The organism is Paenibacillus sp. Paensp111 (assembly GCF_059492195.1).
The window spans coordinates 34,076-47,325 of record NZ_CP168527.1 but is presented as its reverse complement, the minus strand read 5'-3'; the positions used below and the strand labels follow the sequence as shown (position 1 = coordinate 47,325).

The window sequence follows — 13,250 nt, the reverse complement described above, 5'->3', positions numbered from 1 at the left end:
CCTGTCTTGCCATCTCAACAATGGCACGGGAGGCACTAGGCACTTGCGGAGTGCTGTCTTAGCTGGTGTAAACCTCAGGCTTCAAAATCCCGATGTAAGGGAGGTTGCGGTACTTCTCGGCATAGTCCAGACCATACCCAACTACGAACTCGTCAGGAAGGACAAACCCGGTGTAATCCGCTTCCAGATCCACCGTCCGGCGAGCCGGCTTATCGAACAGCGTTACTACAGTAGTGGACTTCGCATTGCGGCGCTCGAGCACATCGATCAGATAGCTTAGCGTAAGTCCGCTATCAATAATATCTTCGACGATGAGTACATCACGTCCTTCTACAGAAGTGTCAAGATCCTTGATGATCTTCACGACCCCTGAGGACTTCGTGGATGCACCGTAACTGGAGACAGCCATAAAATCCAGCTCCAAAGGTACTGTTATCTCTTTAACCAAATCGGCCATAAAAATAAAGGCTCCTTTGAGAATACAAATAACGAGCGGGTTGCGGCCTTCATATTCCTTGCTGAGGATTTGGCCGAGTTCCACCACTTTCTCTTGAATCTGTTCCCGGCTAATAAGGACTTCTTTGATATCGTTCTGCAATGCAAGAACCTCCTAAGTTATACTATGAAAGCCTGACTATGGCGATAACCGGTTACCTTCCGCCCTTACAATCCATCTGCATGCGCAAGATGGAAGAGGTATGATTCCCTACAGCCGCGTGTGCGGATCTGCGGACACCGGGCAGCCATAATATGCGGCCGGCTGCATCCGTTATAACGGGAGTGGCCCAGCGGACAGATGGAGGTATTTTCTGATCAATGAAAATATCTTTAACCTTTTTGCTTCCGTTTAATCCCATGACTTTCATGATATCTCCCGGCTGGCGTGAACGTATGATCAGCGGATAGTTAATCTTATCCGCATCAAATAGTGCTTCGTCATTACCGGATGCCTTCCAGTCTGACTCCGCAGACTGTGCGCCACGCGGCCGTAAAGTAAATCTTAATTCTCTTCCGGTTTCGGGTATCGGTAATCTTGCAGGAACTTCCTCCAGACGGTATGTATATTCCAGCTTAACCTTATCCGTATTCTCCGGTAAAATAGAAACTTCATCATACTCCCTTATGCAGCGCAGGCCCCCGCCCAAATCGAGACTCCAGTTGGAGGGAAATTCCTGCAAAACACGCTCACGAATGACCTCAATTTTAAGGAAATCAATGTCATCGGTGTTCAAAGGCAGATAATTTAATATTAGTTTAATCAACCTCCGTTGTAAAGCAGCATGTAAGCGGCCAAAATCTTTGGCAGAGAAGGCAATTCCCCCTCCTGCTGACCTGGCAAGTCTGCCATATGCCTCCTTGGCCGCCTGATGCATATAATCATCTTCCTCGCCGGCTACCTCAGCCAGGCGATTCAGGGATTCAGCCAACTGACCATTATATTGCCCCAAAAAGGGCAGTACATCCAATCGGACAGCATTGCGGGCATATTTATTGCTCAGATTACTGCTGTCTGTCACATACGCCAGACCACAATTATGACACACCCGGATCAAGTCCGTCTTGTATATACGCAGCAGGGGTCTGATTAGTTCCACATTTTTTTCGCGCCGCTTGATTCTCATTCCGGCAAGTCCCGTCATGCCCGTTCCCCTAAGCAGACGCAGCATAACGGTCTCTGCCTGATCATCTCCATGATGGGCTAATGCGATAGCGGAAGCGTGATATTTACCGGCAATGCTGTGCAGGAATTCATACCGCTTCTCTCTGGCTGCTGTCTGCAGGCTCATCCCCGTCTCTTCAATAAAAGCCGGCACATCATAATTGCCCAGCTCAAAGGGAATACCCAGTCTAGCCGCTGTGTCCCTCACGAATTCAGCCTCGGCATCTGACTCCGCGCCGCGAAATCCGTGGTTCACGTGCGCACACACCAAGCGGAGTGAAATGCCCGGCTCCCCGGCTATTTGATGAAGTGCATGCAAAAGAGCCACAGAGTCCGGGCCGCCGGATACTGCGACTACAATACAGTCATGAGCAGACCATAAGTCGTATTTGCGCGCCATGCTGCGCACATAAGTTACAAGCTGGTTCAAGTCTTCCATTGCGTTCTCCCCTTGCTAGGTTGACCCATCAACCGAATGTGAGCATGCCGGCACTTGCTAACGCAGCGTTAAATAGATCGCGCAGACTAGCAAAAATAATGATATGGCAAAAGCGCTCTTAAGCCAGCCCGGTGTTCTCCGGACAGATTGACGGGTCGGCTTCCGCGAGATCATGATTTTCCACGTATCATAAGCCTCATCCGTATGCTTGAACCCCCCGCTAATCGCCTTCTTCAGCCAACTGGAATAGGGGCGAAGACGCGGCTCCTGATTCAGGATCTGGATCAGATCGGCTGCGCTTCGGGTCTGCGGAAGCTGGTTCGCCGCAATTTTAAGACGAGACTCCGCCAGCATATGGATACATACCACGGCAAAAGAGAACCAATCATAAGCGGCATCGGCTGTCCGGCCGCCTGCATTCCAGAATCCGCGGTCATACCACTCCGTGAACTGCTTCACACTTCGTCCGTTCTGGCTTACGCCGCCATAATCAATGAGTTCTACATCACCATACGCAGACACCAGGACATTGTCTGGCTTCAAGTCACCGAATACCCAGCCTCCCTTATGAAGAGCTGCCAGCTGCTTAAGCAGGTTAAGTCCGGCCAAGTCAAGCCACTGCCCTCCCCTGCGGGTGAGGAACTTACTCAGCGGCTCACCTTTTACATACCTCATAACATAGAAAGGAATCTCCCTATCCCCCAAGGTGTAATCATCCACCTCCACCAGATAAGAAAGATCCCGATCCTCACCGCTCTGCTGATTCTGCCGCTGCAGCGCCTTCAGCACATTGATCTCTGATTGCAGATCCAAGGCGTCATACCCCATCTTGAGGGCATATAAGTTGCGGGTCCCGGCCTGCTGTACAAGATATACAATTCCATTCGCTCCCTGACCGAGGAGCCGCTGAACAAGATATCGTCCTCCGCGCCAGCGGCCTGTTACAAGCGTCCCGGCAGGGATGCCGGTTCTATACGACGTAGTCACCGAGCATCCCTTCTCTTTCATCATTGTCCTCCGGCCTAGTCTGATTTCCATTTATTGTACCATATCGAAAGAAATCAATCACCTTAAGGATCGCCGGCCCGGTTGGGGTAGCTCCTCTCATCACCAAGCGTTGAAAGAGGTTCCGTACTCCGCCCAGATCGGAGGTCCATCCCTGATCGAGAACGGCATCTTCTCCCCCATGACGGCCAGGGAAATGGAAGACGGCTATCCGGCTCATCCCTTCCCGAGCACTGAGGCTGATCATTAAATCCCGAATTGCTTCCTCTACGGCGGCAAGCTTTGGCTTCATGCTCGCACTTGCATCAATTAAGAGTGCCACTTCGAGCGGGGTAGTCTCTGTAAGCTCATCTACCACCTCGACGACCTCAGACCGCTTGTCAGGGGGAAGGTCCTCGACCGTTGTTTTTCCCAAAATATGTTTCAATTCTCTATTAACCGCCTGCTGAATCGTCTGAACCACGGTCTTCCTGGTCATCATCTGCATCGTCTGCGCAAGCTGCTCGGTTCCAGACAAGCGGCTCATCCCGCCGCCTGCCTTGGCAATCTCCTTAATCTCCAAGCTACCCAGCTCTCCAATGGTTCCATAATCCACGATCCCGATCACATTCACTGTAATTCCTTCCTGACGTGCCAATGAGGCAGTCATTACCGGGCTTTGTCCCACATTAGAGCAGCCGTCTGTAATTAATAGAATTTGCTTCATTAATATTCGCCGTCCCTTCAGGATTCCAGATTCTCTTGTCTAGTTATTTCCAACCGGTGGCAGGTTCAAACCTAAGAGATTGAAAGAATCGGGTAAAGGGCATTAACTATATTGGGAATGGGGACATCCGATCCTGAAAGGATAAGAAAATGGAGAGCCCAGTCAAGCAGCCTCCATTTCCCGGGCAATGCATTAAGCTTGTAAAATGCCGGTCCTACCACGGAAATACAGCCCATCAGCTAACGGTTCTTGGGCGTTCCAAACGGTCTACTCCCGGAATGTGAAGCGTAGACCACTCCGGACGCCGATGATCCACCTTGGCGACAGCTACGGTCATATCATCATTAATCTGATTTCCTTGATAGCGGATGACAGCGTCGAGCAGACAATCGGCAATAGCCTGTGGCTCTTCCGTAGTAATCTCTTGAATGAGACGCTTGATCCACAGCTCCTTGTTCACTGCATAACCCGGGGCGTCATAAATGCCGTCGGTCATCATAATCAGGATATCCCCGGGTAACAGCTGCACCGTTACGAGGTCTACCTCAATATCCTGGATAATCCCGATCGGTAGATTGCTTGCAGAGACAGAGATCACTTCATTCCCTCTCTTGATAAAGCTTGGCGACGAACCGATCTTCATGAAGGTCGTTCGCGCCGAGTGCTCATCAATAAGAGCCATATCCACCGTTGCATAAATTTCGTCCGGGGATCTGAGCATCAGCACCGAATTCACGGATTTGATTGCCAACGTCTCATCCATTCCCGACTGAAGCAGCTGCTCCAAAATGTTTAAGGCTGTGCTGCTCTCCAGTCTCGCCCGTTCCCCATTCCCCATGCCGTCACTCAAGGCTACCGCAAAGGTCCCGTTACCGAGCTCTGCTGCACTGAAGCTGTCTCCTGAAAGCAGGTCTCCCCCTTTGGCGGTACCCGCGACCCCGGTGGAGATCTCGTAGGACTTTGCCGAACCAAAGGTTACATTCGCCAGACCCTCTTTGCCGGATGGGACGGATTCATTCATCACCGCGATGTGTTCATCCAGAATATCGGATAACAAAGGAGCTATAATTTTGCGGCATTCATCATAACCTCGGGTATACGCGTGGGTAATCTCAATTTCAACATTGCCATGGTCCAAGCAAATGATATCCACGCTGTGAATGGACAAGCCCATAATCTCCAGAGCCTCTCGAATCTGCTCTTCCTGGCGGTACATCGTCTGACTCTCTCTCTTGATCTCTCTGGCCAAGTCTTCCATAACCTGGGACACCCCGGAGAGCTGCTCAGCCACCAGCTGACGACTGTCGTATATTTGCCGCTTCCAGTGCATATCATTTTGGTAGAGGTCATATTCCCGCTTCATAATATTCAGGACCTGGTCCGTCTTCTTGCACACTTTGTTCCATTTAACTGGAAGCTCATCATGCCGAACCTCCGGATTCTCTTCAATCGTAGTCATCATCTCGGTCATAAATTTATAAGTCTGATAAAAGTTCCCGTCCCAGCAGTGATTCTTTCGGAAGCAGGAGCCGCAGGCTCCCTCGGTCGCCGCATTCATGAAATGATCCATTTCCTCTCCGCGCCTAGTAATTTCACCTGAGCTGGAGACTTGTCCAAAACTGCGGGACAACTGCTTGAAGACGTGGGAGAACTGGGTAACCCGCTCGGCGGTAATATCCCGAATCCGCTTGGCATACTCATGCTGCGATTCGGTGTAATCCTTGGTTCCAGGCACATACTTGGCTATAAAACCGATCACGGTCTTTGGCGTGAGCATGAATAGGAGCACGGCTGCACAGGTCTCCCATGTGGAGGTCATCACATCACCTGGGCCGGTCAGATAGATCGAGAGGATTGAGGAGCCCAGCAGCATGCCAAGCCCTACTGACCATTTCCGGCCTTCGCGCAGCATGCCGGCGAGCATCCCGGAGAACGCCAGCAGACTCATTTGATAGATGGCTGACATATCGGCCAAGCTTAAGATCAGCCCAGTAATGACGCCTACCGAGGCTCCCAGGGGCGCCCCGCCTACCAACGCGAACAATAGAATGAGATAGCGGGATAGGATATGCTCCAGGGACAGCCCATTAATCTGCCATCCGACCGCCCCCGTCATGACCGAGGCCAGCAGAATGATTAGGCACAGGATCTCCTCGTTACGCAGACTATAGTTCTTCTTTCTATAAGTGAAGATGGGTACGGCCTGCAAGAATACCAGTGTGAGCACGAAGCTGAGTACCGCATCCATCACCGTCATGGTCAGGGTATACCAGGAAAGGGACGGTCCGATAAGGGCTCCGAACAGGTTAACTAGGAAGGCTGAGGTAAAGACCATGATCGGAGCATAAGAAATTTCCGCTTTCTCGAAGGATTCGAGACCCTTTTGCATCAAGAAGATGATAATGAGCTCCCAGACTACGGAGAGAAAGTGATGGTGAGGAGCAAATATAGCGCCCGCTACAACGGATGCAAAGACCGGAAGAAGCAGATCCCGCCGCATGAATGCGATAACAGCAAAGTAAGCGACAGCAAAAGGGGACAACTCATTCAGAATTGTAGCCTTACCCAGCAAGAATCCCATCATCGTCAGAAGGAACGCCCATTTGTTCGCAGCGACAAAACGGCTTGTCTTCATAGCAGCCGAGGTCTGTCTCCATTTAAGCCACCACTTCTCCCCATCCTGCTCCTTCGCCTTCTTCATTCCCGGAAAAGCAATCACATTCCATTTCTCCATCATGGCACCACCTTCTCTGGATTTAATACAGATTGAACTAAAGAGATGAACGTCAAGCACTAGGGCACCGAACAGTCTCGGTTCATTCCCTATGTATTCATTCCAACCTGGAGTCTTCAGCCCCACTGTCTTTAGCTCAATCTGCATAACGAGGTATGTCCCATTATAGGAGCGCGTCTATGGAAAGTTTGTCAGAAGGCGGGGTAAGCCGCAAAGAAATTTACGACAAATTGAGAGGGCTTATACTCCGCCCTTGACCCCTTGCCAGCACTCGGTACAGCGGCCCTTAACCAAATCTATGTTCGCCTGCAGCGGCGCCAGATGATCCACTATGTTCGCCCTGCGTTCTTAGCGATTTGCCCTGAGACTTACGGAAATGCGTTGGAAGTTGTCGGTAAAAAAATGTAAGCCCTTTTCTGGCGACAAACCTGGCATAAAACATGACGATAAACATGAGGATAAACGCAGGCGACAAAAAAACCGTAAGCGCTGGGCTTACGGTCTGTTGTATCAAATATTAAAGATGAATTACACTCGTTTTGCGCCGCGTCCACCGCGTTTGCCTTCGGTGTTCTTCTTCAGCGACGAAATACGCTCTTCACTATCTTTGAGGAAGCGTGACATTTTATCTTCAAAAGAAGCTTTGCCCACTGGAGGTTTGAATGAGCGCCCTCCGCGATCCCGGTTGAAACCGCCTCCGCCACCACTTGGACGATCTCCGTCTCTGCCGCCGCCACTTGGGCGATCTGGTCTTGGTGCACGTGGAGGTCTTGGTGCTTCCACAGGCTTATCTACAGTCTGCTTAATCGAAAGCCCGATCTTGCCGTCCTTATCAACGTTAATGACCTTAACCGTCACAACATCGTTGATCTTGAGATGATCGTTAACATCCTTGACGTAGTTATCGGCGATCTCCGAGATGTGTACGAGACCGGTGACACCTCCTGATAGATCCACAAATGCTCCAAAGTGCGTGATGCCCGTCACCTTGCCTTCTAACTTGGTGCCCACTTCTATTGCCATAAAATAAAATGATCCTCCCTTAAAAATGTCACCAAGACATCATGATCTTGGCTTCGGTGATTTGATTATACCGAATGACTCAAACAAGGTCAACAGACGTATATCCTGTATGAGTTTATCTATTTCTCGTCCTCGGAATCCGGTACACGGATCGGCACTTCTCCGGGTCTGTAGAGCCCGTACTTCTTCATTGCAATTTGACCAATGTACTCCGGATCCTTCAGACGTTCTATTTCATTTTTGAGTTGATCTAAAGCTTGGTCACTCTTGGCCTTGGAGTCCTGTTTCTCTGAGAGTTCACGCGAGCCCGCCCCAATCTGGCTGGCCTGGGAGATGTACGTATACCCTGCCCAACCAATAAAAATGACAATAAAAGCAAGCCACAGCCTATAACGTCTGCGAGCTCCTGCATTCTTGACACTGACAGGTTCACTGTTCTTAGTCCCATTCCCGGATACAACGCGCAAAATATCCCACCTCCAAAACCCTTTAATTCTTGGTGAACCAACGGTTCCAAAGCTGAACCGCCCATGCTCTCAGCTTGTCAGCCTGCTCAGGAATATGAAAGCGTCTCAGCAGAGGCAGGGTCATCCATCTTAGGATTCTCCATACCGGCAGCAGCGAGATTCGTCCCAGAAAGAGAACGACAACCCACATAAAGCCCAGCGCAAGCTTGGCGCCTTTCAGCAAAATGCGAATAGGACCAATAATAAATAGCTGAATTATTCGCAGAACCAAAGCATAAATTCGTTTGGTTACCACCATTAACATTACCACAAAACGCTCGGTTATAACACTTAAGAATAAAAAATAAATCCATACGCCTACAAATAAACCCAGGAACACATAGAATCGGAGTTGACCCTGATTACTCTGATACAGCACCCGAAAGACAAAGATCGAAGCCGCGGCCCAATAGAGCAGATCCAGGGCGTGAACCGTCCACCGCGGAAAGCGCAGCTGACCCGATACAACACGGTAGCTGTCAAAGGCGACCCCCAGTATTCCCCCGGACACAAACATCCATAACAGGGTCACCCACTGCACATGCAAATTCATTTAAACAGCTTCCCCATGAAACCCTTGGTTTTAGGCTTTGATCCGGGGTTTGAATACGACAGGGAATTCACAACTCCCTCAATGGCTATAAGCCCCTGTTCCAGGCTTAGATTCTTGATATGGAGATTCTGTCCGCGGATGGTAAGATGGCCAAGCTCTGTCTGGAGCAGAAACTCCTCACTGTCAAAGCTCTCCACGTTGTTCACACCGGATATTTCAAGCAGCTTGCGGTTATGCATGTGCACTTCCTGCAGCTTTCCTCTTCCTTGATCATTCATGGCATGTACCCCTCCCTCTACAGTAACCATCTTATGGAGGGAATACAGCCTTTAGAACCGAGTGATTCTTCATTTGTATAAAAAACTAAAGGGCTGTCCCCAAGGGCAGATCAATCTGCCTGGGAACAGCCCTCTTTAAGGAGACAAGCTTAGGGCTCTAGGTCCAATCCAGACCCTGATCCTTCGCAATTGGCTCTTCTTTCACTAACGTATATAGGCTTGATGCTTCTTCCTTGCGGGTGTTCTCGGCAAGCCGTTCCACCCTAACCGTAACCAGCTTCTGTCCAAATTGAACGGTGATTTCATCGCCCACTTTGACGGAACTGCTCGGCTTGGCTTCCCGGTCATTAATCAGCACTCTGCCTTGTTCGGAGACGTCTTTCGCTACGGTGCGCCGTTTAATCAACCTTGAGACCTTCAGGAATTTATCAAGTCGCATTATTTTACAGCTTCTTTGAGCTTGTTGCCTGCTTTGAATGCAGGAACATTGGATTCTGGAATCTCGATAGTCTTACCTGTCTGCGGGTTGCGTCCTGTACGGCCGGAACGCTTGCGGGTCTCGAAAGTACCAAAGCCGATCAATTGAACCTTGTCTCCGCTGGAAAGGGCATCCGTAATTTCACCAAGAAATCCGTTGAGCACGGCTTCAACGTCTCTTTTGGTCAAACCGCTTTTGCTCGAAATGTTGTTAATCAGATCTGTCTTGTTCATAAATTAAAAGCCTCCCAATATTCAAAAAAATAGAGTAGATGCGGTAGTGAACAGGCTGGTTCAGCCGAAGATCAACCGCAAAGTGGTCTTAAGGTAATTCTTGCTTCAATAACAAATTCCTGCTTGCTGATCCTAAATTCTTTGTATTCTTCAAAAATACCACAAGCTGGACACACTCTCACCTGCCAGGCTTACAGCTTACGGCCGGAACGCTCTACTTCCTTGGCTTCATCCCACAGGCGATCCATCTCCTCCAAGCTGCTCTCCGGCATTGTCCTGCCGGCCTCCCTCAGCTTGCTCTCCACATATTCGAAGCGGGATATGAATTTGCGATTAACCAGACTAAGCGCTTCCTCGGGATCAGCTCCGATGAACCTGGCGACATTGACTACGGTGAATAGAACGTCGCCCAGCTCCAAAGCCTGCTCTGACGCCGCTTGCCCTTCTCTTACCGCTTGCTTAAGTTCGGCCAATTCCTCATCAATCTTGCTCAGGGTACCCTCGACATCCTCCCAGTCGAACCCGACCTTGGAGGCCTTCTTCTGGAGCTTGAAGGCCTTCATGAGTGCAGGAAGGTCCCGGGGAACGCCGCTAAGTGCCGATTGCTTCTCAGGCTCGATCCCCTTCTTCCGCTTCTCCTCCGCCTTCATGCCTTCCCAGTTGTTCAGGGCCTCTTCCGCATCTTCAGCGGACAGATCCCCGAATACATGCGGATGGCGGAAGATCAGCTTGTCGTTCAGACTGCCAATCACATCATAGACCGAGAACATTCCGGTCTCCTCTTCCATCTGCGAATGCAGCATGATCTGAAGCAGCAGATCCCCCAGCTCTTCCTGCATATGATCCGGGTCATCCTCATCAATGGTCTCAATCACTTCATAGGTCTCTTCAATCAGATTCTTGCGGATCGACTGGTGGGTCTGCTCCCGGTCCCATGGGCAGCCTTCAGGGCTGCGAAGGACCGTTACAATCTCATGCAATCTCTCGAAGCTGCGCTGACGCAGCATTTCATTCTCATCACGTGGAATATAGATCAACGATAAGTTGCCATATCCCTCTACACGGTCAAGCTCGTGCAGGGGAACCTGCTCGATCTTCTCCTCCCCGGCTACACCCAAAGCGTGTCCAACCGTAACCGGATAATCATCCGGGTAGGTCTCCATCAGGCTCAGCTTCACATCGGAAGCCGTAAAGCTGTCGTAGACCTGCCCAATCAACGTATGTACCCTCGGCTCTACTAAGGAGGGAGCTAGCCCTGAGGCGTCCAACAGCTGGAACCCTTCAATCGGGTCGAACCCAAGACGGGTAAAAGCTACATCCAGAAAGCTCTCCCCGCCGGTTATTTCTAGCCGGATTCCCCGCTGCGGGCAGCGTTCACGAAGCAGCTTGACGGTTGACTCCGCTACCATGGGATGCCCGGGAACTGCGTAGATGATCTCACGTTCCGGCGGCAGCTCTGACGCAGCAGCAAGCAGTTGATTGACTATTTCCTCGTACACGGATGGGAAATCATCCTTCTCTTCATACACCTTGTCGAACGATGTGAAGGAGATTCCGGACTCCTCCAGCCAGGTAATGACCGGATGGTCCAGAGTCCGCACATAACGGAGCTCCGCCTGACGGAGCTTATTCAGGCTCCCTACAGTCAGCTTGTCCGGATCCCCCGATCCCAGACCTATAACAGTAATTGCAGCACTCACTTGTATCACACTCCTGAATTCCCGCTGCTGGCGGGTGTAATAGCTGACTTTTATAATAAATAATCGGTAATAGGCGCAAAAAGTTTACTTACAACGAGTATGCCGAGCTCATCTACTTCTGCTCCGGCAGCAGTCGAAGCCGCCGAAGCAGCCTGGCGAGCTTCGGCCCGATCCTCGGCAGGGCCTCAAGCTCCGGCCCTGTCATCAGGCGCAGCCGCAGTACGCCGGCCGCGAAGACCGCACCGCCCAGGAAGACGCCGAGCAGACTCTCGGCGCAGGCGGCGGTGCGGCTCGGCCCTAGGCCGGCTGCATCTGCGAGCCAGCGCAGGGCAAGCACGGGCAACACCAGCGCGAATATCAGCAGCGCTGGCTTCAGTACAGCCTTTGCCAGGCGCAGCCGCAGCGCGGCGGTCTTCACCAGCAGCGCGAGGCTTAGCGCTGCGGCAAGGCTGTAGGCCGCCACGCCTGCGATGGCGGCCCCGGTGATGCCAAGCTGCGGCACCAGCAGCAGGTTGAGCACGATCTTGAGCGCCGCGGCCCCAGCCAGATATAGGGTCGGCGCCCGGACGGTGCCCAGCCCCTGAAGCAGGGCGGCCGTCAGAGTGAGCATCGTGCTCGGTGCTGCAGTCAGGGCGATCCACTGCATCGCCTGGGTCCCGGCAGCGTCCTTGTAGAGCATGATGTTGATGGGCTCCGCAAGCGCCGCAAGCCCGGCCGAAGCCGCAAGGCCAATCAGCCAGAACCAGCGCAGGGCAAGACGGGAATGGGATTCGATACTCTCCCGGTCCCCCCGGTACTTGAACTCTGCGAGTGCAGGAATGAACAGCACCGACAAGGAAGCGGCCAGCATGGTCACAAGCTGGACAAGCGGGATACCGCGGTTATAGATGCCCACCTGAATCATGGCACCAAGCTCATCCCATCCGCCCTGCTTCAGCAGGCGCGGCAGCGTGAAGGTGTCTACAAGGCCAATCAGCGGTACAGCCAAGGCAGCCAGGCAGATAGGAATGGCGTAAGCCAGCAGCTGCTTTAGCAGCCTGATTCGCGGCTCTCGTGCATCCCTTAATCCCTTGGCTTCGGCCTGGGTCAGCGGACTTCCCTTCCACTCGTCTCCGCTCTTCCTCCAAGACATGACCTCCGTACGACTGCGGTACCGCTGCCAAAACAGCAGCATAACCACGAGCCCGGCCAGTCCACCTGCAGCTGAGCCAATCATCGCTCCAGAAGCCACGGTGCTGTCGGAAGATCCGGCAGCGGTGAAGGAAAGGAGCAGCACAATCATGACGCCAACCCTTACAGCCTGTTCAATAACCTGCGACACAGCGGTCGGCAGCATATCCTGCAGGCCTTGAAAGTATCCGCGCAGCGCCGCAGAAACAGGCACGAAGAAGAGGGCCGGCGCCGTACATCTCAGCGCGGGGACCAAGTGCTGGTTGCCAATCCAATAGGCAAGCAACGGTGCGCCAAAGTACATCCCGAGGCCCCCGGCACAGCCCAGGGCCAGCATGACCACGGCCGACAGCCGAAGCACCTCGGCCGACCCTACCCGGTTGCCGGCGGCTTCGCGCTCGGCGACGAACCTGGATACCGCGGTGGGAAAGCCCGCGGTGGCAAGCGTAAGCAGCAGGGTATAAAAGGGATAGACCGTATTATAAATGCCGAATACCCCGTCTCCCCCGATATTTTGCAGCGGGATCTTCTGCAGCGTCCCCAGCAGCTTGGTCACAATCGCCGCCAGGCTCAGCAGCACTGCCCCTTTAAGCATTCTTCCGGACCTGGAAGTTTCATTCATGAGGTTCCCCACTTTACTGTAGCAATACTTAACCTCATTCCATTATAATCCTTGTCCGCACCCCAGGGAAATGACCACAAAAAAACCCCCTCTGCTTTGCCGGCCATTTGGCCGAAGATAAGGCAGTGGGAGTTTTACGTGTA

At 52.1% G+C, this 13,250-nt stretch carries 13 protein-coding genes; all 13 read right to left on the bottom strand.

The window, feature by feature from the left end:
• Positions 1–58: 58 nt before the first annotated feature.
• The 13 genes from hpt to ACEN86_RS00170 all read right to left on the bottom strand — a co-directional run bounded on the left by hpt (position 59) and on the right by ACEN86_RS00170 (position 13,107).
• On the bottom strand, positions 59–598 hold the full coding sequence (gene hpt, locus ACEN86_RS00230) for a hypoxanthine phosphoribosyltransferase (protein WP_495632418.1): 540 nt from the start codon (positions 596–598) through the stop codon (positions 59–61).
• 52 nt (positions 599–650) lie between these two features.
• Positions 651–2,099, bottom strand: a complete 1,449-nt coding sequence (gene tilS / locus ACEN86_RS00225; protein ID WP_495632417.1) for a tRNA lysidine(34) synthetase TilS — start codon at positions 2,097–2,099, stop codon at positions 651–653.
• A gap of 57 nt (positions 2,100–2,156) precedes the next feature.
• Positions 2,157–3,086, bottom strand: coding sequence for a serine/threonine protein kinase (locus ACEN86_RS00220; protein WP_495632416.1), 930 nt, complete (start codon positions 3,084–3,086; stop codon positions 2,157–2,159).
• Entirely contained in the window at positions 3,070–3,810 is a 741-nt protein-coding gene (locus tag ACEN86_RS00215; RefSeq protein WP_495632415.1) for a hypothetical protein, read from the bottom strand. Before ACEN86_RS00215 ends, ACEN86_RS00220 begins: the two co-directional genes overlap by 17 nt.
• A gap of 235 nt (positions 3,811–4,045) precedes the next feature.
• Positions 4,046–6,547, bottom strand: coding sequence for a stage II sporulation protein E (spoIIE, locus tag ACEN86_RS00210; RefSeq protein ID WP_495634171.1), 2,502 nt, complete (start codon positions 6,545–6,547; stop codon positions 4,046–4,048).
• Positions 6,548–7,072: 525 nt separating this feature from the next.
• On the bottom strand, positions 7,073–7,567 hold the full coding sequence (locus tag ACEN86_RS00205) for a S1 domain-containing RNA-binding protein (protein WP_495632414.1): 495 nt from the start codon (positions 7,565–7,567) through the stop codon (positions 7,073–7,075).
• A 119-nt stretch (positions 7,568–7,686) separates the two neighbouring features.
• Positions 7,687–8,034, bottom strand: coding sequence for an FtsB family cell division protein (locus ACEN86_RS00200; RefSeq protein WP_495632413.1), 348 nt, complete (start codon positions 8,032–8,034; stop codon positions 7,687–7,689).
• A gap of 22 nt (positions 8,035–8,056) precedes the next feature.
• The gene (yabQ, locus tag ACEN86_RS00195) at positions 8,057–8,626 is read right to left on the bottom strand and encodes a spore cortex biosynthesis protein YabQ (RefSeq protein WP_495632412.1); all 570 of its coding nucleotides are present in this window, start codon (positions 8,624–8,626) and stop codon (positions 8,057–8,059) included.
• Positions 8,623–8,904 carry a sporulation protein YabP gene (gene yabP / locus ACEN86_RS00190; RefSeq protein ID WP_495632411.1) on the bottom strand — a complete coding sequence of 94 codons (282 nt, stop codon included), beginning with the start codon at positions 8,902–8,904 and terminating at the stop codon, positions 8,623–8,625. Before yabP ends, yabQ begins: the two co-directional genes overlap by 4 nt.
• Positions 8,905–9,061: 157 nt before the next feature.
• Complete coding sequence (locus ACEN86_RS00185) at positions 9,062–9,343, bottom strand: RNA-binding S4 domain-containing protein (RefSeq protein WP_127201059.1); 282 nt, start codon at positions 9,341–9,343, stop codon at positions 9,062–9,064.
• Positions 9,343–9,615, bottom strand: a complete 273-nt coding sequence (locus tag ACEN86_RS00180) for an HU family DNA-binding protein (RefSeq protein ID WP_495632410.1) — start codon at positions 9,613–9,615, stop codon at positions 9,343–9,345. Before ACEN86_RS00180 ends, ACEN86_RS00185 begins: the two co-directional genes overlap by 1 nt.
• Positions 9,616–9,806: 191 nt before the next feature.
• The gene (gene yabN, locus ACEN86_RS00175; protein WP_495632409.1) at positions 9,807–11,315 is read right to left on the bottom strand and encodes a bifunctional methyltransferase/pyrophosphohydrolase YabN; all 1,509 of its coding nucleotides are present in this window, start codon (positions 11,313–11,315) and stop codon (positions 9,807–9,809) included.
• A 112-nt stretch (positions 11,316–11,427) separates the two neighbouring features.
• The gene (locus ACEN86_RS00170; protein WP_495632408.1) at positions 11,428–13,107 is read right to left on the bottom strand and encodes a putative polysaccharide biosynthesis protein; all 1,680 of its coding nucleotides are present in this window, start codon (positions 13,105–13,107) and stop codon (positions 11,428–11,430) included.
• Between the last annotated feature and the right edge of the window lie 143 nt (positions 13,108–13,250).